Annotated in this window: 24 protein-coding genes; 10 read left to right on the top strand and 14 right to left on the bottom strand. The window is 61.8% G+C overall.

The genetic code is table 11. The features are described from left to right. Positions 1 to 185 precede the first annotated feature (185 nt). From BJI47_RS04955 to BJI47_RS04945, 3 genes are all read left to right on the top strand, one after another. Entirely contained in the window at positions 186 to 899 is a 714-nt protein-coding gene (locus BJI47_RS04955; protein WP_088942675.1) for a TetR/AcrR family transcriptional regulator, read from the top strand. Then, entirely contained in the window at positions 889 to 1,722 is an 834-nt protein-coding gene (locus BJI47_RS04950) for a spermidine synthase (RefSeq protein ID WP_088942674.1), read from the top strand. The genes BJI47_RS04955 and BJI47_RS04950 overlap by 11 nt, the downstream gene beginning before the upstream one ends. A gap of 65 nt (positions 1,723 to 1,787) precedes the next feature. Then, on the top strand, positions 1,788 to 2,084 hold the full coding sequence (locus BJI47_RS04945) for a putative quinol monooxygenase (RefSeq protein ID WP_088942673.1): 297 nt from the start codon (positions 1,788 to 1,790) through the stop codon (positions 2,082 to 2,084). 4 nt (positions 2,085 to 2,088) lie between these two features. Here the strand turns inward: BJI47_RS04945 and BJI47_RS04940 are convergent, their stop codons facing one another. The 3 genes from BJI47_RS04940 to BJI47_RS04930 all read right to left on the bottom strand — a co-directional run bounded on the left by BJI47_RS04940 (position 2,089) and on the right by BJI47_RS04930 (position 7,232). Then, positions 2,089 to 3,951, bottom strand: a complete 1,863-nt coding sequence (locus tag BJI47_RS04940) for a bifunctional diguanylate cyclase/phosphodiesterase (RefSeq protein ID WP_254900391.1) — start codon at positions 3,949 to 3,951, stop codon at positions 2,089 to 2,091. A 242-nt stretch (positions 3,952 to 4,193) separates the two neighbouring features. Continuing rightward, positions 4,194 to 6,569, bottom strand: a complete 2,376-nt coding sequence (locus BJI47_RS04935; protein WP_088942671.1) for a lysylphosphatidylglycerol synthase transmembrane domain-containing protein — start codon at positions 6,567 to 6,569, stop codon at positions 4,194 to 4,196. A 57-nt stretch (positions 6,570 to 6,626) separates the two neighbouring features. Next, positions 6,627 to 7,232: a GNAT family N-acetyltransferase gene (locus BJI47_RS04930; RefSeq protein WP_088942709.1), complete on the bottom strand. Its 606-nt coding sequence runs from the start codon at positions 7,230 to 7,232 to the stop codon at positions 6,627 to 6,629. 125 nt (positions 7,233 to 7,357) lie between these two features. On the opposite strand from BJI47_RS04930, the gene BJI47_RS04925 reads away from it, so the two are divergent. Next, positions 7,358 to 8,527 carry a macrolide family glycosyltransferase gene (locus BJI47_RS04925; RefSeq protein WP_088942708.1) on the top strand — a complete coding sequence of 390 codons (1,170 nt, stop codon included), beginning with the start codon at positions 7,358 to 7,360 and terminating at the stop codon, positions 8,525 to 8,527. Here BJI47_RS04925 and BJI47_RS04920 read toward each other — a convergent pair. From BJI47_RS04920 to BJI47_RS04900, 5 genes are all read right to left on the bottom strand, one after another. Beyond that, the gene (locus BJI47_RS04920) at positions 8,508 to 8,882 is read right to left on the bottom strand and encodes a hypothetical protein (protein ID WP_088942670.1); all 375 of its coding nucleotides are present in this window, start codon (positions 8,880 to 8,882) and stop codon (positions 8,508 to 8,510) included. The genes BJI47_RS04925 and BJI47_RS04920 overlap by 20 nt on opposite strands. A 27-nt stretch (positions 8,883 to 8,909) precedes the next feature. Continuing rightward, positions 8,910 to 9,656, bottom strand: coding sequence for an AIM24 family protein (locus BJI47_RS04915; protein WP_088942669.1), 747 nt, complete (start codon positions 9,654 to 9,656; stop codon positions 8,910 to 8,912). A 9-nt stretch (positions 9,657 to 9,665) separates the two neighbouring features. After that, positions 9,666 to 10,364, bottom strand: coding sequence for an AIM24 family protein (locus tag BJI47_RS04910; RefSeq protein ID WP_088942668.1), 699 nt, complete (start codon positions 10,362 to 10,364; stop codon positions 9,666 to 9,668). A 1-nt stretch (position 10,365) separates the two neighbouring features. Next, positions 10,366 to 10,974: an AIM24 family protein gene (locus BJI47_RS04905; protein ID WP_088942667.1), complete on the bottom strand. Its 609-nt coding sequence runs from the start codon at positions 10,972 to 10,974 to the stop codon at positions 10,366 to 10,368. A 70-nt stretch (positions 10,975 to 11,044) separates the two neighbouring features. After that, the gene (locus BJI47_RS04900; RefSeq protein ID WP_176224677.1) at positions 11,045 to 12,022 is read right to left on the bottom strand and encodes an LLM class F420-dependent oxidoreductase; all 978 of its coding nucleotides are present in this window, start codon (positions 12,020 to 12,022) and stop codon (positions 11,045 to 11,047) included. 94 nt (positions 12,023 to 12,116) lie between these two features. On the opposite strand from BJI47_RS04900, the gene BJI47_RS04895 reads away from it, so the two are divergent. Further along, a complete protein-coding gene (locus BJI47_RS04895; RefSeq protein ID WP_088942666.1) occupies positions 12,117 to 12,497 on the top strand; it encodes a VOC family protein in 381 nt (126 codons plus the stop codon). A gap of 4 nt (positions 12,498 to 12,501) precedes the next feature. Here BJI47_RS04895 and BJI47_RS04890 read toward each other — a convergent pair whose 3' ends face one another. From BJI47_RS04890 to BJI47_RS04880, 3 genes are all read right to left on the bottom strand, one after another. Further along, positions 12,502 to 13,590 (bottom strand): S1C family serine protease, encoded by a 1,089-nt coding sequence (locus BJI47_RS04890; protein ID WP_088942665.1) that lies wholly within the window; start codon positions 13,588 to 13,590, stop codon positions 12,502 to 12,504. Between the two features lie 221 nt (positions 13,591 to 13,811). After that, on the bottom strand, positions 13,812 to 15,464 hold the full coding sequence (locus BJI47_RS04885; protein ID WP_254900390.1) for an HNH endonuclease signature motif containing protein: 1,653 nt from the start codon (positions 15,462 to 15,464) through the stop codon (positions 13,812 to 13,814). A gap of 110 nt (positions 15,465 to 15,574) precedes the next feature. Further along, positions 15,575 to 16,336, bottom strand: a complete 762-nt coding sequence (locus BJI47_RS04880; protein WP_088942663.1) for a nuclear transport factor 2 family protein — start codon at positions 16,334 to 16,336, stop codon at positions 15,575 to 15,577. A gap of 117 nt (positions 16,337 to 16,453) precedes the next feature. On the opposite strand from BJI47_RS04880, the gene BJI47_RS04875 reads away from it, so the two are divergent. Together BJI47_RS04875 and BJI47_RS04870 are read left to right on the top strand one after the other, a co-directional pair. After that, on the top strand, positions 16,454 to 17,284 hold the full coding sequence (locus BJI47_RS04875) for a DUF72 domain-containing protein (protein WP_088942662.1): 831 nt from the start codon (positions 16,454 to 16,456) through the stop codon (positions 17,282 to 17,284). Between the two features lie 89 nt (positions 17,285 to 17,373). Beyond that, positions 17,374 to 18,249, top strand: coding sequence for an aldo/keto reductase (locus BJI47_RS04870; protein ID WP_088942661.1), 876 nt, complete (start codon positions 17,374 to 17,376; stop codon positions 18,247 to 18,249). Here BJI47_RS04870 and BJI47_RS04865 read toward each other — a convergent pair. Beyond that, on the bottom strand, positions 18,246 to 19,019 hold the full coding sequence (locus BJI47_RS04865; protein WP_088942660.1) for a GTP pyrophosphokinase family protein: 774 nt from the start codon (positions 19,017 to 19,019) through the stop codon (positions 18,246 to 18,248). The genes BJI47_RS04870 and BJI47_RS04865 overlap by 4 nt on opposite strands. 3 nt (positions 19,020 to 19,022) lie before the next feature. Beyond that, positions 19,023 to 19,319 (bottom strand): hypothetical protein, encoded by a 297-nt coding sequence (locus tag BJI47_RS04860; protein ID WP_088942659.1) that lies wholly within the window; start codon positions 19,317 to 19,319, stop codon positions 19,023 to 19,025. 194 nt (positions 19,320 to 19,513) lie between these two features. Here BJI47_RS04860 and BJI47_RS04855 point away from each other — a divergent pair, with 194 nt between their 5' ends. Further along, complete coding sequence (locus tag BJI47_RS04855; RefSeq protein ID WP_088942706.1) at positions 19,514 to 19,927, top strand: DoxX family protein; 414 nt, start codon at positions 19,514 to 19,516, stop codon at positions 19,925 to 19,927. Positions 19,928 to 19,945: 18 nt separating this feature from the next. On the opposite strand, the gene BJI47_RS04850 is transcribed toward BJI47_RS04855, so the two are convergent. After that, the gene (locus BJI47_RS04850; RefSeq protein WP_254900389.1) at positions 19,946 to 21,955 is read right to left on the bottom strand and encodes a DEAD/DEAH box helicase; all 2,010 of its coding nucleotides are present in this window, start codon (positions 21,953 to 21,955) and stop codon (positions 19,946 to 19,948) included. Between the two features lie 225 nt (positions 21,956 to 22,180). Between BJI47_RS04850 and BJI47_RS04845 the strand changes: the two genes are divergently transcribed. Both BJI47_RS04845 and BJI47_RS04840 read left to right on the top strand, forming a co-directional pair. Continuing rightward, positions 22,181 to 23,341, top strand: coding sequence for an alpha-hydroxy-acid oxidizing protein (locus BJI47_RS04845; protein ID WP_088942704.1), 1,161 nt, complete (start codon positions 22,181 to 22,183; stop codon positions 23,339 to 23,341). Further along, positions 23,338 to 24,642: an alpha-amylase family glycosyl hydrolase gene (locus BJI47_RS04840; protein WP_088942658.1), complete on the top strand. Its 1,305-nt coding sequence runs from the start codon at positions 23,338 to 23,340 to the stop codon at positions 24,640 to 24,642. Before BJI47_RS04845 ends, BJI47_RS04840 begins: the two co-directional genes overlap by 4 nt. Positions 24,643 to 24,743 lie beyond the last annotated feature (101 nt).

Raw genomic sequence — 24,743 nt, 5'->3', positions numbered from 1 at the left:
TACAAGAGTTGAGAGGACCGCCCGTCTGCGTCGACAGGTGCGGGAGTGCCGGTGCGGTTTCTGTCAGTTGATAGTTTTGCGTGCCGTTGTGCCCGGCTGGTGACCGTCGCGAAACGAGCTTGTTTCGTCTATTTCGATCAGATGACAGGAATCTCACTGGTGCGGATTGCTGACAGGATGGACCTATGTCCGTTACCGGTGCCGGGAGGCCGAGGCTTGCCACCAAGAAACGTCCGGGTGACACCGCACGCGAAGAGATCCTCGACGCGTCCGCCGAGCTCTTCACCACCCGCGGGTACACCAATACCTCGACACGCATGATCGCCGACGCCGTTGGACTGCGGCAGGCCTCGCTCTATCACCACTTTTCGAACAAGGACGACATCCTCGATTCACTGCTCAGCGGGACCGTCGACGAGCCGCTCGCCGTCGGTCAGGGCATCCGGGGTGCCGACGAGTCGGCGGTGGTGAAGATGTACGCGATGGCCTGGTTCGATGCCGATCAGCTCAGTCGTTCCCGTTGGAACCTCGGTGCGCTCTATCTGCTGCCCGAGCTTCGGACCGATCGGTTCGCCTCGTTCAGGGAGAGCCGCTTCACGCTGATGAATCTGTATGCCGCCATCGCTGGTGGGGTCGTGCAAGAGCTCGAGTCCGACGTGTCCGCCGGCACCGAAGAGCTACCGTTTCGACTTGTCGAGACGGTAGTGAACGGCCGGGCCGATACAGAAAACGGTCGAGGCTCGGCCGGCCTGCAACACGCTCCGCTCATTGCAACCGCCGCGGTCCGAGTTCTCGGATTCTCCGGTGACATCGACGGCATCCACGACAGGGCGGTACGCGTGGTGGCCGACGTGACCGCAAGCAGTATTCTCGAGAAGAAGGCAGGGCATGGCCAATAAGAAGACACGGCCGGAAAAGCAGACAGGGCCGAAGGTCGGGGTCTACGACATCGACACCGGTACTTGCGAACTGGTGCGCGACACTCTGACCGCGGACGGCTGGATGGTGCATGTCAACGGTGTGCCGAGTTCGCACATCGATATGGACGACCCGTCGCAGCTGGATTTCGAGTACATGCGTTGGATGGCGGGACTTGTTCGCTACCATACATTTTCGAGCTCCAAGCTGCGCACTTTGCATCTCGGTGGTGGCGCCTGCACTCTCGCACGCTATTTCGCTGCGGAGTATCCCGATGCAAGACAGGTCGTCGTCGAGCTGGACGGCAAGCTTGCCGAGTTGGTACGCGAATGGTTCGATCTCCCGCGCGCGCCGATGCTACGTATCAGAGTCGGTGAGGCCCGTGCGGTGACCGAGACGCTGACCGAGGACAGTCGAGATGTGATCGTCCGCGACGTTTTTGCTGGAAGTGCCACTCCGGAATCGCTGTTGACTCTGGAATTCACCGAACAGGTGCGACGCGTACTCGCCCCGCGCGGCATCTACGTCGTCAACTGCGGCGACACCCGTGACCTGATGAGGACCCGTCGCGAAGCCGCCACTATCGGACAGGTCTTTCCGCACACGGTGATCATCGCGGATCCGGCGATGTTGAAGGGGCGCCGTTACGGGAACGTCGTCATCGCCGGGAGCGACACACCGATCGGCGAGGACCCGGCGTTGGCTCGTGAACTGCTCGGCGGCGGAGTGCCTGCGCAGGTGTGGCTCGATGAGAGGGTGCGGAGTTTCAGCGGCGACGCGAAAGTCCTACGGGACGTCGTATGAGCGATCGGTAGGCTGGAGAAGTAGTTCGAAGCTCGTACGTTTTCACTGTCGATTTGGAGAACCGAATGGCGCTCATCGCCCTGCTCGATCTGAAGTTCAAGCCCGAAGCACTCGACGACGCCAAAGTCGTTCTCGCCCGTGTGCTCGCCGAGACGAGGGCATTCGAGGGGTGCCTAGGAGTCGACGTTCTCGTCGACGAAGCCGATCCGACGCACTGGATCGCATACGAGCGCTGGGACTCCGCCGAAGCTGACGCGAAGTACCGCGATTTCCGCGCCGGTCCAGGCAAGATCACCGATCTGGCCCCACTCCTCGCCGGAGCGCCGGGCTTGACGAAGTACACGATCGCCAACGCGGTCTAGGTAGTTACTCGAGTCCGGCCGGTTCGACAGATACCGGCCGGCCGGTGAGGTAGCCCTGCACCATGTCGATGCCGAGTTCGACGGCGACGCGCAGTTCGCCGTCGGTCTCGACACCTTCCATGATCAGCGTCGCGCCGACTTCCTGTGCGAACGTAGTGAGCGACGCTACGGCCGCCCTGCGGGCCGGATCCAGGTCCACGCCGTGGACGAGTGAATAGTCCAGTTTCAGCGTGTCGGGTTCGAGTTCCACGACTTGGCGGAGTCCGGCGAATCCTGCTCCGACGTCGTCGACGGATATTTTGACGCCTGCGGCTCTGAGGTCTTCGACGGATCGGGCAACAGCGCGGTAGTCGTCGACCCGTTCGTGCTCGGTAATCTCCAAATAGATTGTGCGCGTGCCTATATGTGGTCGCAGGCGGGCCAGCATGTCGGTCGTCCTGATGGTTTCGGCCGAGGCGTTGACCGAGACGAAAGCATCGGCGGGAAGGCCTGCCATTGCGCGTAGTGCCGTATCGATCGCGGCGAGTTCGAGACGCGGACCGACACCGGCAAGCGTCGCGTCGCGAAACCAGATGTACGGCGAACCGTGACCGAACGGAAAGCGGGACAGTGCCTCGTACCCGACCACGGCTCGGGTCACGGTGTCGCAGATCGGTTGGAACACGATCGAGGGCCCGCCCGATTCGATGAGCGCATCGATTCGATCCCGTATGCCGAGCGGATCCAAGCGAAGGTGGTTCGCCGCCCCCACCGGATTTTCCTTCTCGCGGTACATCTCGATATCGGCCAGTGCAATCAACCGCCGCATGGGTGCGCCCGTGCTGTCTCCACAGATCAGGCTGTCGCCGGCCGATCCGATGCTCGTGGTGAACGGCGGGCCGCTGAACGATTCTTCGAGTCTGGCGCGGATCCGGGTCTCGGCGTCGTCGACCTTGTTGCGGCAGCCGATGTGAACACATACGAATTGGTCGCCGCCCAACCGTGACACCACCGCATCGGCGGACGCAGCGTGTAGCAATCGGCTCGCCACCTCTGTCAACACCGCATCGCCCGAGGGGTGCCCGAATCGTGCGTTGATGGCCTTGAACCTGTCGATGTCGATCACGACCACGCCGATGTAGCGCGTCTCGTGGATCGGCGAGGCATTGAGGGTATTGAGGTATCCCACCGCGTGGAACAGCCCACGGCGGTTCCACAGCCCGGTCAGCGGATCCCGCAACGCTCCGTCTGCGCGTTCCCGAAGGTAGCGAATGTAAGGACGAAGGGCGAACGGCATCACGAACATCGATGCAACTGTGACGGCGAGCGAGGACACTGTCCAAGGGTCTGCCCCGTCGAGTATCGACATTCCAGCCGTAAACAACAGTGCCGTGAAAGCACACGCGAGATGGATGCCGAGCACTCTCGACGACGTCCCGATGATGGCAAAGAGGGCGACGATGGCGAACATTGCCGAACTCGACATCGCGAGCAATGGCGAATTGGGTAGCAGCATCACTGCCAGGATCCCGAGGTCAGCCCAGATGATGAACGCCTTGATCAGAATCGGACGAGGCCATGGTCCGAGAAACCAGCGGAGTGCGACGGGGACGGTGCTCACACTGGCGAGCGATACGAGGATTGCGGCGGGAAGAGTCAACTGTCCCGACGGAACCAGCAGGATTCCTGACAGTCCGAACGACAATGTCAATGAACCGATGAGTGCCTTCGCCCACCGCTCACTGTTCGGGGGGCGAACCCTGAAAGAGTAGTCGGCAGCTTCGAAAGTCCGAGATTCCGTCGCGCGGAGCCCCACTGTGTCGGCGTCCTTTGTGCGGGAAGCCCAGGAGTCAGGGAACTCTTCTTGGAACGCGAGCTTGCCGGTCACCGATCGACAGCCTTTCATGCGGGACCTGCCGGTACTCGGGAACTTTCTTGTCCATGCAACGGCCGATCGTTCGTATCCTCAGGTCCCCGACCTGTCAAGAAAAGGTACCAGTGAGTGGGCTGTTCGACGGCCGAAACAGAATCAAGCTGCCGGTTACAGCCGAAGAAAGTGTATGCGCGATGCGTTTTTCTCGGGAAACGCATCGTGAGCGACTGCCGAGGTGGCGTAGACCAGACGGCGGATCAGACCATGTCCTTCTCGGTCAGCCATCGCAGCGTCGGCCAACCGCAGAACACCGGTAGCCAACATGTGAGCACTCGGTAGAGCAGTACGGATGGAACGGCGATGCTGGCGGGAAGGCCGAATGCCGCGAGGCCGCCGATCAGGGCTGCTTCGACGGCCCCGACCCCGCCAGGCGTAGGAGCCGCCGAGGCCAAAGTTCCGCCGATCATGGTGACGACGGTGACCGTGATGAACGTGGTCCCGCCCCCGAATGCCTCGATGCTCGCCCAGAGTGCTAGTGCAGCCCCGAGAGTGGTTGCAGCACAGCCGAGTACGATGATCGAGAAACGTTTCGGATCGCGCGCGAGGTCGCCGAGTTCGCCGAACAGTTCCTTGAGCTGGGGACGCACGTCGTTTCGCAGCCATCGGCGCAGTTTCGGTACGAACAGCAAGGTGCCCACGGCGCCGAGCGCGACACCGGCGATGAGGTAGAGAACAGTCGGGTCGGGCACGAAATGCGCCAGATCCGCCGACGTACCGGCAGCAACGCTGAAGAGGATCAACAGTCCGACGTGGGTGATCACCTGAACGGACTGTTGCAGCGCAACTGCGGCCGTCGCTCGAACGGCGCCGAGGCCACCCTTCTGCAGGAACCGCACGCTCAGTGCGAGGCCGCCGACGCCTGCAGGGGTCGTCGTTGCGGCAAACGTATTGGCAAGCTGCATGATCGTCAGGTTGCGGAAACTCACCATCCCCGAAGCGCATGCCCACAATGCTGCGGCAGCGCCGACGTAGGTCAGCGCCGAAATGATGAGCCCGAGTAGCGCCCACCACCAGTTCACCGACTTCAGCTCTGTCAGGAATGTGGGCACCGCGCTGATGAACGGGTAAGCGACGTAGACGAGGCCGATCAGCAGTACGAGTTGAATGATCTGGCTTCGCGAGAATCGGGTGACTTGCTCGGCCTTGATCTTGTCGGCGCCGGTCTGTTTCGCTACCTCGTCACGTACGGCCTTCATGACCTCGTTGCCGTCGGGAACCGATGCGCGTACGCGTTTGGGTATCGCCGATTTCGTCAGCCTGCCCGATGCCGCAAGAACAGTGTCGGCGTCGAGCGCCTCGATGGCGCTGCGCACGGCGTGTTCCTTGCCGAACAGCGCAGCAGTGGTGATCAGCAACTGCGCAACGTCGGACTGCATCTGCGCGTCGGTTGCGCCTAGTTCGGCGTTCGCGAATCCTCCGAAGAGTGCCCTGACATCGTCGTTTCTGATCTCTGCGGTGCGCAGGTCGCCATGGGAGATTTGGAACCCGTGCAGAGTCTGCAGGCCCTTCCAGATGCTGTTGACCAGGGTGTCCGGGGAGGTGTCGTCGACGGGAACTCCGATCGGCGCGGTATGTGCATACATTGCCCACCCGCGTTCGAGCGCCGATGCCGCCAGCGGGCGACTGCTCGCGAGGGACAGATTTCCGATCGCAATGCCCATCAACGCCCGGTGCTCGACGGCTCGGTGCAGTGAGCCATGCAGTGGAACGAACTCTGCGCTGCGAAAAGACAACCATCTCCACAGTTGGCGCAACGCGCCTCCGCTGCGCTGATTTTGCCCATACATTTCGACGATCAGATTTGGTTCCGCACCCTCTGTCGATGCCGAGAGTACGAGGGGACCCGGGCCTGCAGGTTTCACCACGCGCAAGGAGTTCACGATGTGCCCGCGCTTGGACAGGAGACGTACCGCGTGGTCGAGCGGCACTTCGAGGGCTGGTGTGCCGACGACCAGGACGATCAATGCGCCGATGAGCCAGCCGACCGACAGGCCCAACAGTGAGCGGGCAGGCACGACAGTGCTTACGAACAAGTGGATCGGAACGAACGCGAGGAGCAGGAACCACCAGAGCTGCCGCCATCGCTTCGGCAGCCACGGCCCGGACACCGTGAGCACCGCGGCGAGCATGCCGATCCAGCGAGGATCGTCCAGGAACTGGGAAAGAAAGGTGTCGAGCCGATCGGGGACTTCGAGGTGCCAGGCGGGCGTCGAGATTCCGCTACCGGTGATCGACAACGCCAGACCGGCGAGCAGCCCAGCCGCACCATACCCGGCAAGTAGCTTCCATTCCCGGCCGGCGATCAGTCCGATCAGAATTCCGAACGGCAACGCCAAGATCGCCACGCCGTACAGCACGTACACCAGATTCGACTTGTCCGGACTGAGCACCCCGACGATGTTCGAGACCGAGTTCTCCAGCGCATCCCACTGATTTCGAGTGATGAGCGAACCGGCGATGACCGTCGACAGCAGAAGCAGTGCCAGAACGACCCGCATGATGTCACTGGTGCGTCGTACCAGCGGTTGCAGCAGGCTGCCCGTCACCGGTATGTCGCGCCCGTCAACCCGCATGCTGCTATCAATACCTTCGATCGAACCCGTGCGCGCCGGCCGACGCTATTGGCAAACCTACCGCGCGGGACCGCGATGGTGCGTGAGCCGGCGGTCGAGTTCGTTGCGCACCGCGGGCCACTCCGACTCTATGATCGAGAACACCACGGTGTCACGAAGCGAACCATCGGGCATTCGCGTGTGGTTGCGGAGAACCCCATCTTGTTTTGCTCCGAGCCGTGCAATCGCCGTTCGTGACTGGAGATTCATCCAATGAGTCCGAAATTCGACTGCAATGCAATCCAATTCGTCGAAGGCATGGTTGAGGAGCAAAAGCTTGCTCGCCGCGTTCGTTCCGCTCCGGTGCGCAGATGCAGCGTTCCAGGTGGACCCGATCTCTACCCTTCGGTGCGCCGCATCGGCATTCATATACGTCGTCATCCCGAGGATCTGGCCAGTGTCGTTTTGTCGCAGGGTGAACGGCAACATCGACCCCGTCTGTTGCAAGCCCAATCGTCGATCGATCTCGGCTGCCATATCGTCGGGGTGCGGAACCGAGGTGTACCAGAGGTTCCACAGCTCACCGTCACGGGCGGCGTCACACAATCCTTCGAGATGATAGTGGCTCAGTGGCTCGAGCGTCACGACATCGTTCGACAGGGTCACCGGCTGCAGGAAAGTCACACTGGGACGATACGGGAGGGGGGCGACGCCCAGCACTGAGATCGATCGGGGCCCGATTCGACCACATGACGATCCGAAGGAAAATCGTTGGCGTGCCTGTGCACTGCAGTTCTATTCTGACACTCATGCACATCGGCATGATCGGTTGCACTGCCCCTAGTCACATCTATCCCTCACTCGGCCTCATCTCCGAACTCGTGCGACGGGGACACCGAGTTACATACGCCGTCGGCGACGCAGTGGCCGAACTCGTCGAACCCGTTGGGATCGAGCTTGTTTCCTTTGCTTCGAGCTTGCCTCAGGGGGAAGAAAATTGGCCCGAGGACCCGGCGTCGGCGATGCGGGTATTTCTCGATGAGGCCATCTTCACGTTCCCAATCCTCACCGACTTCTACGACGAAAACAGGCCGGATCTACTGCTCTACGACATCGGTGGGTTGCCGGCACCTGTTCTGGGCAGGCGCTACAGCGTTCCGGCCGTGCAACTTTCGCCGACCTACGTCGCCTGGGACGGATACGAAAAAGACATGGGGGAGGCGCTCGTGAACATTCGCGAATCCGAAAGCGGGAGAAGGTACTACAGCACCTACTCCTCGTGGCTGCGAGAAAACGGTATCGACGCCGATCCATGGCAATGGATCTCGCACCCCGATGATGTCCTCTCCCTTGTCCCGCGAGTGATGCAACCCAATGCCGATCGGGTACCGGACACCGTTCGGTTCGTCGGACCTTGTATGGACCTCGCTCGCCTCACCAACTCGTGCTGGGTACCTCCGACGGACGGCGCGAGGGTCCTGCTGGTGTCGTTCGGAACAGGATTCAACGAGCGACCCGACTTCTACCGAACGTGCATCGAAGCATTTGCCGAAACGGATTGGCATGTGGTCATCTCGATCGGTCACCGCGTCGACGCCGACGAACTCGGCCCCGTGCCGTCGAACATCGAGATCCGACCGCACGTTCCCCAGCTCGCCGTACTTGCCGCTGCCTCTGCATTCGTCACTCACGCCGGAATGGGCAGCTGCACCGAGGCATTGTGGTTCGCAGTGCCGACCGTCGCGATCCCACAAGCTGTCGATCAGTTCGGCAACGCGACAACCTTGGAGGAACTAGGCGTCGGCGTTCGACTCGACGACGAGAACGTGACGGCGTCCTCGTTGCTTCATGCCGTCGAAGGCGTTGCGAGTTCACCGGCACTTGCCGCGAGACTGGCACACATCAGCGCCGACATACGAGCGCACGGCGGAATTGCTCACGCGGCCGATGCGGTGGAATCTAGACTTCCAGCACGCTGACGCTGACGCCGTAGGGCAGGAAGCGGACGCGTCTTGCCGGGTCCACATTGTCCTTGTGGGCGCGCAGAGCATCCAGTTCGGTCGCATACAGCTGGTCGATGTGCGCAGAGCCGTCGGAGTCGACGGTGTAGATCGCCCAGACACCATCTCCGGTCTCGCCGGTGGTTTCCGGGGCCGGCTCCGGAATTCTCTGTGCCGAGGTGTCTCCGAAGAACGCGCCCAAGGGCGCGCCGGCGCCGGATTGCCCGATGAATTTTCCTACCTGATCGACGACGTCGCGGAGTCCGTCGCTCGCTTCTTTGGCGAAGCGATCGAAGTCCTCGGGGTCGATGCCGAAGGGTCCGTTGTTTGTCATCCCTCCATAGTGCCCTTGCGAGTCAAGTCAGTGCTGCTGCAGTTGCGAACCGATGGTGGTGTGCAGAGTCCGCAAGCTGTTCTGCCCGAGTGAGACGGTCTGCGACTCGATGTGGCGCAGCAGATGGCCGTCGTTCAGCACCTTCTCACTGGATTGAATGAGCACGGTTCCTGCGCCGGTGAAGTCGAACTGACGCTCTTCGCCGGAGTTGGCCCCGAGGAACCCATGCGCGGCACCGAGAAAGTTTTGCATCCACCCTGCGTCGAAGTGGTGCGACGGCGACGGGCAATCGGCCCAGCCGACCAGCGCATCGGGGTCGATGCGCAACGGTGGATCGGCGAACATGACAGGCCCGTTGGACGACGCCAGGAACTTGCCGGTGCCCAGCAGCGTCAGGAATCCGGGCACGATCGACTGCTTCAGATCGAGCGTTGGTTCGAAGGCCAAGAGGTTCGAGGCTCGGATGGTCAGGTTGCCGTCATCGAGGTCATAGCTGTTGATGTTGAATCCACGGTCGCCGAGGATCAACTTGCCCTGTCCCTGCGCGAGCACCCAGTCGTTGGAATACAGCGGTGAGGAGAATCGAGCGGCAACGATGGCAGGCATCGACGTCTGACCGAGTGGCTCGAATCGAATATTGCCGTAGTACGCAATCATCGCGCCCTTGGATGTGAACCAGGGTTGGCCGGCGAGTTCGACGCAGAACGCGTAATCGTTACCGGGGACGTTGTCATTGATGGGCAGCGTATGGGTGGTGTGGATCTCGATGGTCATAACTCGCCCTCAGAACTTCTTCTCGGAGGCCTGGACCCATACGGTGCCCATACCGGTCATCTTCAGCTGAACGGCCTCGCCGCTGCCACGCCCCACCGCGTCACGCCAGCCGACGTTCGCCGAGATGTCGACGGCGATGTTGCCGAGGTGGCAGACATAGGCCTGTGGATCCACGACGACCTGGGGATGCTCCGGACCGACCTGCAGCGCAAGCGCCCCACCGTGCGAGAGAATTGCGACGCTGCCCTGGCCGGTAAGTTGCGTCGTGAACAGTCCCTGCCCGGTCATCGCACCCCGGACGGCACCCCGTACTGCGCCGCCCTGAGAGCCAAGGGAGACAATGGAACTCGACAAAAAGCCGTCGTGCGCCAGCAGTCGGTCGGCCTCCACCGTGAGCATCGACGATCCGTCGAGGTGAATCACTTCCACGTACAAGCCGGCGTGGCCGTAGAACACCTCCCCCTGGCCCTCGGCGGCCATCATGGCAACATGCTCGCCCGACATCATTCGTCCCGCCATTCCTGCGACGCCGCTCGCTGAAAAACCCGACCGGCCTCCGGGTACAGAGCCTGCATGTCCACCCATCGAATGTGGAATGAAGTGGACGTCGCCGGTGTAATACAGCATCGAACCCTTACGGGCCAGGACGTTCTGCCCGGCCGCGAGAGAGGATTTGACGACTTTGCTGTTGACGAGCTCGAGCGGCATGTCAGCGTTCCTCGGGTTGGATGTAGACGACGCCTTGGCCGTCGAATCGGAGCGAGAAGGCTTCGCCGCTCCCCCCACCGACGGCGGATCGCCAGGTGACATCGGTGACGAAACTTTGGTTGAGTTGGCCGCGATGTGCCACAAAGGAATCTGGATCGACGACGAGCGGATACGTCGGGTCGACGGCGAGTGCGATCAAGGGTCCGCCTGCCGAGAGCAAGGCCACCGAACCCGAACCGCTGACGACGGTCGTGAACAGGCCCTGTCCCGAGGATGCTCCGCGGAGGCCGACGAACTTGACCTCGGTCTTCAGTTGGCCGGTCAGCGCGAGCAGCTGTGAGGCCTCGACGTGCATGGTGTCGTTCGCGAGCTCGACGATCGTGATGTCCTGAGCGTCGACGGCGAAGTACACCGTGCCCTTGCCGGAAACCTCCATGAGAGATAGCGATTCACCGGTTGCCTTCTGCTTCAGGGCCGCGCGTAGTCCACCGCCTCCGCCCATCCCTGCGTTTTTGAAGGTGACTTCACCCTCGTACGCGACCATGGAACCGGAAATTGCACGTAGCGAATCTTCGGTGAGATTCGCAATGAGCACCCTGTGCCCGTTCATTGTCAGCTGAGCCACGGGGGGAACTATCCCACGCGAGGGTCCCCCGTGCCAGAGCTGCAGTCGGATCGGCTCAGACGAGCGGACGAAGTGTTTTACCTGCGAGTTCGACGATTCCGGGCTCGTGACCGTTGGTGATCAAGTTGATGATGATGCCGTCGATACCCTGATCGAGTACGCACGTCTGCACCTGTTCAGCGACGTCGTCGGGTGTGCCGCAGAACTGGCGGTCGGTTGCTGCCGCCTTATCGGTGTCGGAGAGGTTGGACAAGTCGACTCCGTTCGACAACAGGTAGTCGCTCTGCAGCTTGCGCGCTTTGTCACCGTCCTCGTCGAGGATGACGAAGGCCAGGAAACTTGTCTCGAGGTCCTTCGGATCACGGTCCATTTCTTCGCACCGAGCTTCGACTGCCTTCATCTTGCGGGGCAATTCGGTTGCGTCGCAGATGATGTTGAGATGATCGGCGAATTGGGCAGCGAGACCGAAGGTCTTCTTCTCTCCGCCTCCACCGAGCATGATGGGCAGATCGTCGCGGATGCGTGGCTCGTTGATGGCGTTCTCGACCTGGTACCACAACCCGTCGAAGCTCGGCCGCTGCCCGCGGAGCATCGGCTCGATGATTTGCAGTGCCTCGTCGAGACGCTCGAATCGGTCGGTGAAAGTGCCGAACTCCAGGCCGAAGCTTTGGTGCTCGAGTTCGTACCACCCGGCACCGATCCCGAGGATTGCGCGACCGCCGCTGACGACATCGAGCGTGGTGACGGTCTTCGCCAAGATGGCTGGGTTTCGATAGGTGTTTCCGGTGACGAGTGCCGAGAGTTGGATCGTTTCGGTAGCGGTAGCCAGAGCCGACAGGGCCGAGTATGCCTCGAGCATCGGCTCGTCGGGTTTACCGATGCCAGGTAGTTGATAGAAGTGATCCATGACGAACGCGGTGTCGAATCCTGCTGCTTCGGCTTCGCGCGCTTGCGCGATGACCTTGGGGAACAGCTCTGCGACGGAGCCTGAGTAGCTGAAATTGGGCATCTGATAACCGAGACGGATAGTCACCTGTTCAACGCTACTCCCGTCGGTGGCCCGTTCCTAGGCGCAACGTCGGCTTCGATACCGCCCCGTATCGACTTCGAAACGGTCACGATGGGGAATGCCCACTATCGAATTGACCCGCGCACCCTTCACCGGATTCGCTGTCGACGACATCGAGGCCGCCCGCAACTTCTACTCCGAGATCTTGGGACTTACCGTCGTCGACGGCGAGATGGGCCTGATCAACCTGCAGCTCGGCGAGAGAAACGAAGTGTTGATCTACCCCCGGCCGAATCATGTGCCCGCGGCGTACACGATCCTGAACTTCCCGGTCGCAGACATCGAAGCAGCCGTCGACGCCCTGACCGCCAAAGGTGTGGTGTTCGAGCACTACCCCGACATGGGGACCGATGAGCGGGGCATCTTCAGACACGGCGGCCCGCTGATCGCGTGGTTCACCGATCCCGCTGGAAACGTCTTGTCCGTGCTGCAAGCCTGAGCGACTACGCAGTCGGAGTCCCCAGCTCGAGTGTCACCGATCGTTGCCGACGGACTCCCTGCCCAGAGACCCATTCGAGTTCGACGACGTCGCCCGGACTTTTCTCGACCATCTCTTCGATCAGATCCTTCGACGTACGCACCGGTCTCCCGTCGAACGACACGATGACGTCGCCGCGAAGCAAACCGGTCCGTTCGGCCGGTGAATCGTATTGAACGGACGTGACCGCGGCGCCCTGCGGTGGTCCCGACTCACGAAATGCCGAGACGTCGCGAACGCCGATACCCAGATACGGTGTCGGCCCAACGTGGACAGTGCCCCCGGATCGGCCCTCACGGACCTGTTCGAGAACGGCCATCGCGGTATCGATGGGGATGGCATAGGCCTCGGGGGCAGATACCTCTCGAGCCTTCTCGGACAACCCGGCCGCGTCGACGCCGATGACATTGCCCCAAGCGTCGATGAGCGGGCCACCCGAATCGCCTGCTCGTACGTCGGCGTCGATGCGAATCATGTCTGTCAGTTCGTTCCGCGAACCATCGACCGAGCTCTCGGCGATGACGGATTCCCGCAGCGCCACCACGCGTCCGGGCGCAGCGACGAGGACTCCCCCGCCCTCCGCGTTACCGACCGCGGTAACCCCATCGCCGACGGCAACGTCTGCAGACCTCCCGATCGGGGCAACCGGAAGATCCACGGCAGAAGCCAATCGGAGAACCGCAAGATCAAGGGTCTTGTCATAACCGAGCACCGACGCGTCGTAGATCAAACCATTGCCCATGTGCACCGCAGTGACGTCGGTTGCTTCCTCGATTACATGGAAATTGGTGAGCACCAGGCCGTCCGAATCGACGACGAAGCCGGTGCCTGCGACGCCGTAGAAACTGAATTCCGCCGATATGGTCACGACCGTCGGATTCACCCGAGCGGACAACTCCTCCAGAGTCAACGGCGCAGCAGACGGAGGCTCTGCGAGCACAGGTGCCGGCGCAGCCACGAGGGGCTCTCGCACACCGGGCGCAAGGGGCGTCGGCAGAGCCGAGACAGCGAAGATCAGCACCGTGAGGAGCGCCGCCCGACTTGCCGCCTGCATGGGTATCGATTATGGCTGCGATGGCTGCGGAATGCAGTGTTCTGGGCTGCGGTGTTCTGGGGGCCTGGTGCTGTCGGCGCGCTGCATGGTTGTTGACGGGACAGGTGGTGCTCTTCGGCGAGGGGCGGTGTTGTCCGGGGTGCCGTGGCTCGTGGCATGACTGTTGGCGACACATATGGAGCTCTGTGCCGCTGGCAGTCACTAGTGGCCGGCTACCCGTGTCAGGCGGGTGGCGGGTGTGGATCCGGTCCGCCGGGCCTCTGTATACCGGGTTGTATTGGGGGCGTGGCATGTTCGGGTGTCGGGTAGATGTATTCGTTGGGGTGGTGGTAATGGTTGATGCGGCCTTTTCGGGTGGGGTCGAGTGTGGTCGGGGGATGCCAGAGGGTGCGGCCAGGGTAGGGGTGGTCGGCTGCGGTTTTCGTTGTTGCCCAGTCGGTGTCGTCGGGTCCGATGAGCGGGTGGTGCATGTCGCAGCCGTAGGTGAGGGTGTCGATGTCGGTGTTGCCACCGGTGGCCCATTCGTCGATGTGGTGGACCTGTGACCACGTGGCGGGTCGGGTACAGCCCGGGAAGGTACAGCCGCGGTCGGCTGCGATGAGGACGATGCGTTGATCAGCGGTGGCGATCCGTTTGGTTCGTCCAAGGTGCAAGGGTCGTCCGTGATCGTCGAAGAGGACGAGGTAGTGGTGCGCGTGGGAGGCCATGCGGATCGCGTCACGCATTCGGATGAGGGACCCGGTGGCAGTGACGGCGTGGCCGGTCGCTGACTCGAGGTCGGGCAGGGTCATCGTGATGACGGCCGTGACGGGCAGCCCCCGATGGGTGCCGAGGTCGCCGGAAGCGAGCATTTGCCTGACGATGGTTTTCAGTGCGTCGTGTTGGCGTCGTCCTTGGCTGCGGCGGTCCCGTCTGGCGCGATCGTCGGTGTCGGTGCTGCTCTCGGTATTCGCACTGCCGCTGCCACTGCCGCTGCCGCTGCCGCTTTCGCTGCGACGATCACCGCTGCTGCTGCTTCCACTGTCGCGGTGAGTGCTGTCGGTGGTGGGTGTGGCGTCGGAGGGATTGCACATTCCTGGTTTGGCCCATTTGGCGAATGCTGCTTCGAGGTAGGCGCGGGTTTCGGCGTCGATGAGGAAGGTGCCTTTGGAGAGTCCTTGTTGGCCTTGGTCTTTGATACGGAAGTAGCATTGTTCGGCGATCTGTTGTTCGTCTTCGTTGGTGCCGTCGGGGTCGAGCGTGTCGAAGAGTCTTCTGGCGGCAACTTTGAAGTTGTCGGGGCCGAGTTGGCGTGCTAGTTCGGTGAGTTGCTGCTCGGCGTGGTGGCGGGTTTCGGGATCGATGTCGGGACTGAGGGTGCGGAAGAAGTTGGTGATGACGTGTTGGTGTTCCTCGTCGAGGGTTCCTTCTGTGGCAGCGGTCGCCGTGGTGGCGAGGATCGGGTCGAGTCGTTCGCCGGTGATAGCTGAGCGTTGCCCGTACTGTTCGGCGTGACGAATGCGTTGACTGGCACGTCTTCTGGAGAGTCGCAGGAGTATTGCGAGAGTATCGGGTACGGATCCGTAGATGTGGTCGAGTCCGTGTTGGGTGATGAGGTCGGCGATCCAGGTGTGTGAGAGCGCGAACAGGGTGCGTTGGACTGTTTCGGCGCGGACCAATAGTGCACGTCGGTCGGAATTCGATGCTCCAGCGCTCTCGAGGCGTCTGAGGGTCGAGACTTGATCTTCGATCGTGGCTATCGCGTGTGCGAGGTCGACGTCCTTGATCTCCAGCACCGACGATGGCGTCGACTCTGCCGAAGCGCAGCTGCCACCGGAAGACCCACTGTCGCCGGCAGACCCACTGCCACCGATATATCCAGTGTCAGCGGCCATCCCGGTTGCTCCTGAAATACCATCCCCCGAAAGCATGGAATCAGAGTAACCCCGCCCACCGACAAGAACTCGAACATATGTTCCCCCTAGTAGGCCGGCGGCGTTTCAGCTCACGAGTTCGGTCGAAGTCCGAACGCAGTAACCGAAGCGACGTGCAACGACCTGTCGCCGAACTCTACGAGAACGACGCCGCGTCGAGACTCGTGTTCGACTGTCGCACTGACGGTATTGCCGGCGGCGATCAGCTTCCGGAATGTCATTCCACGCAGTGATCCCACGGCGACGTCGTCTCCTGCGCCCGTTCGTACTGCCCCGCCGTGTCCTTGCGAGATCAATTCCAGCGCTTCGGTTGCCGCGCGCTTACCTTTACTCCCGACGCCACGCAGGCCGCCCATGAAGCCAACTGCACCACCGATGCCTTGGTTGCCGATCAGCTGAGGTGTCAGCTTCGCCGATGCCGCCAAGCCTTTGGTCCCCGCACGCAGTAATTGTCCGATCATCGATGCCAATTCCCAGTGCGCAGCGAGGCGTGCGATCTTCAGCTCGCCTTCCTCGTCCACGAGGTCGTACCGAATGTGCATCGGAACGTTCAATGTCGCTCCGGTGGACATGATGGTCTCGAGCGACAGATCCCGGACGACGGACATTCCATCCACCACGTCGTTCTCTACGTGGAAGTTGATCGTATTGGGAGCGATGAAGGTGTCGTAGAACTTTTCGATCGCCTGCCTACCCTGATGCGGTCGAGAGCCGACAGGATCGTTGACCACTCCTCCGCGTGCGTACAGGTTCACCCAGGCTGCGCGGTCGTGGACGGCAACAGCGGCGGGGGATGCATCGATCGTTGCCAAAAGGTCTTCGGAGGTGTGCACGCCATCGAAGCTATCGGTTCTGCACGGTCGAGACCCTTGAATACTTCGATCTGGGTCGTTGGACCTGGCAGGCTACTGCGCGCTGACGGCTCTACTTCTCGAGCGCATACTCCTTCTATGCCACGGCGCACGCGAGAGCCAGAGGTTCGAATCGGAATCTCCGGCTGGACGTATGCGCCGTGGCGAGGCGACTTCTATCCAGCCGGCCTGCCGCACCGCGCTGAGCTCGGATACGCGTCGACGCACCTGTCCTCGATCGAGATCAACGGCACTTTCTATGCAATGCAGAAGCCGTCGAGATTCGTGAAGTGGCGCGAGGAGACGCCGGAAGATTTCGTATTCGCCATCAAAGGCGGCCGCTACATCACCCACGTCAAGCGGCTCGTCGGCGCCGAAGTGGCGCTGGCGAACTTCTTCGCTACCGGGGTACTGAGCTTGGGCGCCAAGCTCGGTCCCATTCTGTGGCAGCTTCCGCCCAGTTTTCGGTTCGATGCGGACAAGCTCGCTGCATTCTTCGACGTTCTTCCTCGAACGACAACGGCAGCAATCGAACTCGCCGAGAAGCGGGACGACAAGCTGCCCGAGGATAGAGTAAATCTCGACGTCGACGGTGACCGTCCGCTGCGGTATGCACTCGAAGTTCGGCACCCGAGCTTTCAGGTGGAAGAAGCCGTCGCGCTGTTGCGGGAGAATGATATTGCCTTCGTCGTTGCAGACAGCGCAGGTAAATATCCGTACGTCGAGACGCCGACGGCAGAATTGATGTACGTACGTCTGCATGGCGCCGACGAGCTCTACGCGAGCGGCTACACCGAAGAGGCGCTCGACGGTTGGGCAGCGAAGATGAAAAAGTGGACCGAGCAGGGCCTCGACGTCCACGTGTACTTCGACAACGATGCGAAAGGTTTCGCACCGTTCGATGCAATGAAGCTGATCGAGCGGCTGTAGCGCTCTCTACCTTAGTGTTGGGTAAACGCTAGAGCTAGATAGATCACCCGAGACGGAATAGTCGGAGCCAGCGCAGCGTCAGAACCTGCATGACTACTTCAGGCAGTGCCACGCCCGCCGCCGCGTCCGGGACGTTCCGCCTCGGTGGCGACCTCGAGATCAACCGCCTCGGATACGGCACGATGCAGCTGCCGGGCGAAGGCGTCTGGGGAGAGCCGAAAGACCGTGCCGCCGCCATTCGCGTTCTACAGCGGGCCGTCGAGCTGGGCGTGAACTTCTTCGACACCGCCGACAGCTATGGACCCGAGGTTGCCGAGGACCTACTGCGCGAGGCCCTACATCCCTACCGTGACGACGTCGTCATCGCCACCAAAGCCGGACTTACCCGCCAGGGACCCGGCATCTGGACGCCTGTCGGGCGTCCCGCCTACCTGCGCCAGCAGGCAGAACTGAGTCTTCGACGTCTCGGGTTGGACCGAATCGATTTGTTCCAGCTCCACCGAATCGACCCGGAGGTGGCGTTGGAGGATCAGGTCGGCGAGCTGAAGAAACTGCAGGACGAAGGAAAGATCCGCCACATCGGGCTGAGTCAGGTTTCGGTAGCCGAGGTGGAGGCCGCGCAGAAGATCGCGCCGATCGTGTCCGTTCAGAACCTGTACAACCTCTCCGACCGATCTTCGGAGGAGCTGTTGGACTGGTCGACAGCCAACGGCGTCGGTTTCATCCCGTGGTTCCCTCTAGCGACAGGCAAGCTCAGCGGCGAGGGCAGTCCGTTGTCCACGCTCGCGAAGCAGCACAACGCGTCGCCTTCGCAACTTGCATTGGCTTGGCTGTTGAAGCGTTCGCCGGTCGTGTTGCCGATCCCGGGAACCTCGAGCGTGGAGCACCTGGAAGACAACCTCGCGGGTGCGAGCATCGAACTCACCGACGGCGAATTCGACGCGCTTTCTGCCGCAGGAGCCTAGAGTCGGCCCATACTTCCGTGTTCGAGAAGTGACGCGAGCAGCTCGCGAGGCAACGACAGCGACGGCATCGAGCTGAGCTGAATACTGTCCGGGGCATCGAGATTGTTGCTCTTGATTTCGCCGATCTCGTCGTGCAGATGTTCCATTTTCACGTCGAGTCTGTTCGCACTTTCGGCGGCATCGGTGAGTTCGTCGAGCAGCGTGACGGGGATGGCGCCCCGGTATTTGTAGAAGATCTTGTGTTCGAGGCTTGCCCAGAAGTCCATCGCGATGGTGCGGATCTGGAGCTCGACGAGAACGGGCTGGACTCGGTCCGTCATGAAGACAGGTATTTCGACGATCACGTGAAGGCTCTTGTAGCCGTTAGGTTTCGGATTGGCGATGTAGTCCTTGATCTCGATGACCTCGACGTCGCTCTGACTGGTCAGCATTTCGGCGACTCGGTAGGTGTCGGAAATGAAGCTGCAGGTGATTCTGATGCCGGCGATGTCGAAGATGTTTTTGCGAATGTCTTCGAAGGTGAGCGGGCAATTCTTGCGTCGCGCCTTCTCGAGCAGACTTTCCGGCGTCTTGAGCCGAGATGTCACATGTTCGATCGGCGAATACTGATGTATGTGCGTGAATTCCTCTTTGAGGATATTGATCTTGGTCATCAGTTCGTCGGTGCCGAACTTGTACCCCATCATGAACCGAGTGAAGTCGTTCCGCAGTCGAGCTACCTGCGCAGCGGTCGTATCCAATGAAGCTGCGGCCGAATCGCTGTTCTGCATAGCTCAATTGTCCACCAATGTCCGGATCGACGCGTCAAGCCCCCGCGCTGGGGTATTACCTGCCTGCCCGTGAATCGAAACTTGCATCGCCGCAGCGATCTCCGAGCGGTGGCGTGAAGGTGACATCGCCGCAGGTTCGGCACGCATGAGTGCGGTGATGGCCGCGGCCGCAGGAGCATGCCCTCGACCCGACCAGCACGGTTCGTGGGCCGAGGGCATGACCGCGTGCGCACCGCGAAGGTGCGCTCTCGGACCATCGATCGCCCGATCGATGGAGCGTTCCTGAGGTATCGGGTCCATCTGATATCGCCATGAGGGCCCCGCTTGCCGAATGGTTTTGGACCGTCCGCGAGTGGTGATTTCCCGGACGGCTCGATGAGATTAGCACAGGAATCGAACGTATGTTCGCATAGGGTGTGTGCGATGAGATTTCGTGTTCCCAGGTGTCGATACAGGCAAGTACCGGCTTCCCGGCCCGAACATCGGAGAATGCAATGACCACCACCACAACCACCGCGCCGCGCACCAACTCACCCGTCGCTGCTCGTGTCGGCTGGGTACTCACCGCGTTGATCGCGATCTTCCTGATCTTCGACGGAGTCACCAAGCTGCTGAACGTGCAGGCGGTGAAGGACGCGACCGTGGACCTCGGTCTCAGAGAGGAGATGATGCCCGTCGTCGGCATCGTTCTACTCGTATCGCTGGCCCTGTACTTGCTGCCGCGCACCGCATTTCTCGGTGCTGTCCTGCTCACCGGTTACCTCGGTGGGGCGGTCCTCACCAACTGGCGCGTCGACAAGCCACTGTTCAGTACCGTGCTGTTTGCGGTGTACGTCGGAATCGTGGTGTGGGGTGCACTGTATCTCCGGGATCCGAAAGTACGCCAGGTCATGTCCTTCGTGCGCTGACGCAGCTGCCCTCCGGAATCAGCGAGCATCCCTGCCGACCTCGAACAGTGCTTCAGGCTGATCGGGGTCCGCTCGTGCCGCCAAGAACGCCTCCGGGTCGATCAGATCCGCCTGACCGACGATCGAACCCAGATCGGCAATGCGCTCGACGCCGGTCAGGACCATTTCCTCCTCGACCGTGCCCTCGGCATATCCGTAATAGCAGGTCGAGGTGGTGTGGTTGTGGTCCTTGTCGATGCGATTCGCGCGCCCCTCGATCTGACGGATCTCGATGGGTGTCCACCGAGGGTCGTGAATGAGAGTGATGCGGGGAGCGGCCGTCGACACCGTCTTCTCGGGCAGCAGCAACTCGTTGGAATGCAGGTTGATCGCACTGGTCGTCGTCGACACGATGACTCGTGCAGCGCCGGTTTGGAATCGGCGAATCTCGGTCTCCTGGGCTGCGCTGCTCATACTGCCGTCGACCACTGCGACATCGAGTCCCTCGTCCCGAAGAGACTGCGACAACTCGGCGACGGATTCGCGATAGAACATCGACACGAACACCTGATTGCCGTCCCGCACCCATGCGCGGACCTGATCGGCGGACGCGGGGATGCGTAAGTACGAGCACTTTTGGCGTAGCCGCAGTGCGGCCGCTCGCGTACTCGGGTTCTTCTGAAGCACCCGCCTACCGCTCACCGTTTTCCAGTTCGGCAGCCCGACCTCCTTGCGGTAATCCACCCATGCCGAGTGATAGAGCCGCTTCTGCACAGCCGTCAACTCCTGGCCGAGAGGCTCCCGCGGTGTGGGCGGCGACGGCCGCGAAATCGACCACGGGACAGTGCCACCGGACAGCCAACGATGAATGGTGCCGATGTCGCGCTCGCGTCGTGCAGCATCCTCGGGCTCCCAGCGCCACGTTTTCAGCCCGGTCGTCGCCTTGCCCTCCTTGAGCGCGAAGCCCGACTCCTCGAGGAACGTCGCCCACTGCGCGGTGATGGCGTGTCCGAGGCCTTCGTCGTCACCGATGATCTGCTCCTGCGCACGACTCTGCTCGATCGCCCGGGCCATGTACGCGAAATGCATCGGTTGATAACCGGGGGTGGCAGACATCCAGACGACGGCGCGAGCAGCCTCTTGGTAGCGCCAGAGGATCTGCGACTGCTGGGACTCGATATTCATCAACGCGTGAGACTCGTCGGCCACCACGATGTCGATGTCGAATCGAAGTTCGCCGAGCGTAATGGTCCTCTTGTTCTGTGTTCGCTTGCGTTTGCCCAGATCTACATCTTCGGGGACCGTCAGCAGCTTCTTCGTCGACTGATACGTCACCAGTAGCCAACGCTTGCGCTCGGACGGGTGAATATCGGCCTCGGTGTCGGCGATGGTGCGCCGCCAACCGGGCAGAGCGCCTTTGGGGGCTACCACCAGCACGGTTCCAATACTCGGATCCGCCATTTGGCGGACGGCCTCGCACACGGCAAGAGTTTTGCCCAGGCCCGTCGAGTCCATCTGGGCGAAATAGGGGAATCCGTTGTCCAACGCGTCGAGATGCCTCCGAACCGACTCGAGCTGCGTCTCGCGCGGCGTCATCGACCTCTCGTGCATCTCCTCGGGCCGCCACTCCTCGTTGGCGTCGTCCTCGATCCAGCGCTGCAGGCTGTACGGCATCGACTCGAACGACGCCAAACCGTCGGGCAGCTCCGTCCCGTAGAACGCGAACACCCGCGGACCCGGATGCCACCGAGCACCGGAGGCCGACGCGAGAGCGCGGTCCTCGAACGGCACGTCGAGGACCCACACCCGCTCACCCGGATCCGGCAACCGCAGGTCCGGCGAGACGGTCTTACGTGGCACCCGCTTGCGCGTCGGGGTCCGCTTGGCAGGTGCCCGTTTAGCAGCGGCCTTCTTCGCAGGAGCTTTTTTGGCCGTCGGCGATGCGGCCGACTGTGCTGCCGTCGACTCCTTGAACTTGCGCGCGGCGGCGCTCTTGCCTGCGCCGATGGTTCTCGCGGTGGTTGTGGGCTTGCGTCTACGAGGTGGCATCGGATCCAGTCTGTCGTACGGTGTCCGAAATACCGTAGAGGACGGTGCCGACATCCCTGGGCGATGCGAACCTTGCACCCTTTTTGCAAACCGGATGCCCTCGCTATGACGTGATCGAGGGGGTGAGGTTCCGAATAAGGGTGCGCGCTTTCCCAACGCGATCTACACACCGCGCGCTCGGCGATGTTCTGCCATATGGCCTGCAGCGGCACTACGGTGGTGACCATGAACTTCAGTGACCATCAAATCGGTATATATGCCCAGGGCATGTTCACCGATCAGAGGCCGCAGATCACCACGAACCTGGCCAGGTTGGAGGAGCAGGCCGCTGCCACGCTCAGCCCGGAAGCTCTCGGGTACATCGTCGCCAGCGCAGGTAGCGGTTCCACGGCACGCGCCAACCGCGATGCATTCGACGAGTGGCGGATCGCACCGCGCATGTTGCGGAGTTCAGCGGAGCGAGATCACGCGGTCACAGTGCTGGGCACCTCGATGCCCGCGCCGCTGCTGATAGCGCCGGTGGGTGTGCAGACTCTCGCGCATCCGGACGGTGAGCTCGCGACGGTGCGGGCAGCCGCCGAGCTTTCGGTACCGTACATTCATTCCACTCAGGCATCGCATTCGTTCGAGCAGATCTCCGAGGCGGGTGGCGACGCCCCGAGGTGGTACCAGCTGTACTGGCCCACAGACGAATCCGTTCTGCTCAGCTTCCTCGAGAGAGCCAAGGCGTCGGGATTCACGACGCTGGTGCTCACGCTCGACACGACGCTTCTGGGTTGGCGGCCGGCCGACCTCGACCGTGGCTACCTGCCGTTTCTGGCGAACCTCGGGATCGAGAACTATCTGACCGACCCAGCTTTTCTGGCGGGTCTGGATCAATCAGTCGAAGCGAATCCTGTTGCTGCAGCTATGCACTGGGCGCAGATGTTCCCCAACCCTGGGTTGAACTGGTCGCAGTTGGCGTTTCTGCGTGAGCAGTGGGACGGACCGATCGTCTTGAAGGGAATCTGCACGGTCGGTGACGCCAAAGCAGCCGTCGATCACGGAGTGGACGGGATCGTGGTGTCCAATCATGGTGGGCGCCAGGTCGACGGCGCTCGCTCGTCGTTGAGCGCGCTGCCGGAGATCGTCGACGCCGTCGGTGATCAGCTGACGGTCTTGTTCGATTCCGGTGTGCGCACCGGGTCCGACATGGCGAAGGCGCTTGCGTTGGGGGCTGACGCGGTGCTGCTGGGACGGCCGTTCCTGTACGGTTTGGCGCTCGGCGGCCAGGACGGTGTGGCGCATGTATTGCGTTGCCTTCTCGCTGAATTCGATCTCGTCACCAGCTTGTCGGGTCATACCGGTGCCGCCGAGCTCGGTCGTGAGTCGGTGATCCGGGCATGAGCAGCCAACCTGCTTGGGTCGACCACGCCATCTGGTGGCACATCTATCCCCTGGGGTTCGTCGGTGCCCCGGTCCATGATTGGGACGGCGGTTCGCTCGAGGACGAGCATCGACTTCACCGCATCGTCGACTGGTTCGACTACGCCGTGGAACTCGGTGCGTCGGGAATCGCCCTCGGCCCGATCTTCGCCTCCGCAAGCCACGGATACGACACCATCGATCACCTTCGCATCGATTCGCGTCTCGGCACCGAAGCGGACTTCGACGACATGATCCACCAAGCCCATTCGCGTGGACTGCGAGTGATGCTCGATGGCGTATTCAACCATGTGGCACAGGCATTTCCGCGGTTCGTTCAGGCGCTCGAAGTAGGACCGGATTCACCGGAGTCCGAGTGGTTCCACCTCGACTGGTCCGGTGCGAGACCGAAGCATCGCAATTTCGAGGGCCACGACGAACTGGTGACGCTCAACCATGACAGCGCCGAGGTCGAGCAGTATGTCGTCGATGTCATGTCGCACTGGCTCGAACGGGGTATAGACGGATGGCGTCTCGACGCGGCATACGCTGTGCCGCCCCGATTCTGGGCGGCGGTCATTCCGAAGGTTCGACAGAAGTTTCCCGACGCCTACTTCCTCGGTGAGGTCATCCACGGTGACTACGCAGCCATCGTAGAAGCGAGCACGCTGGATTCGGTGACTCAGTACGAGCTGTGGAAAGCGTCATGGAGTGCAATTTCGGAAAGAAACTTCTTCGAGTTGTCGCACGCGCTCGGGCGTCACAACGAGTGGCTCGAGACGTTCGTTCCGGCTACGTTCGTCGGCAATCACGACGTGGCTCGCATCGCCAGCACCATCACCGACGAACGCCATCTCGAACATGCACTCGTGGTCCTGTTCACGGTCGGGGGTATGCCGATGATCTACTACGGCGACGAACAAGGCTTCCGTGGTGCGAAAGAGGAACGTGTCGGTGGCGATGACGAGGTGCGGCCGGAATTTCCCAGCAACAGGGAGGAACTCGCCCCGTTCGGTTGGCCGACGTTCCATCTGCATCAGGAGCTGATCGGGCTTCGCCGCAGGCATCCCTGGCTCGTCGAGGCGCGCACCGAGACGGTGGAGCTGTCCAATACCGCGATGTTGTACCGCGTCCATTCGGGTGACGAGCAGTTGCACGTGGCGTTGAACCTCGGTGACGAGGAGGTGATGTACCGCGTCGATGGTGAGGTACTGGCAGGGTCCGCCGACGAAGGCGACGGATCCACCAGTATTCCGCCCCACGGCTGGGTGGTGCTGCGCTAGGCGCAGGGCGTCATGAGGTCGGCCGACGTGCTGAACCCAACTCGTCCGGTAAATATATGCATTTCTACTCTTAATGCTAGACAGACGAATATTGGACAAGA

The sequence above is a fragment of the Rhodococcus sp. 1168 genome (assembly GCF_002091955.1).
Taxonomy (GTDB): domain Bacteria; phylum Actinomycetota; class Actinomycetes; order Mycobacteriales; family Mycobacteriaceae; genus Rhodococcoides.
This window is presented reverse-complemented; position numbering and strand designations above follow the sequence as displayed.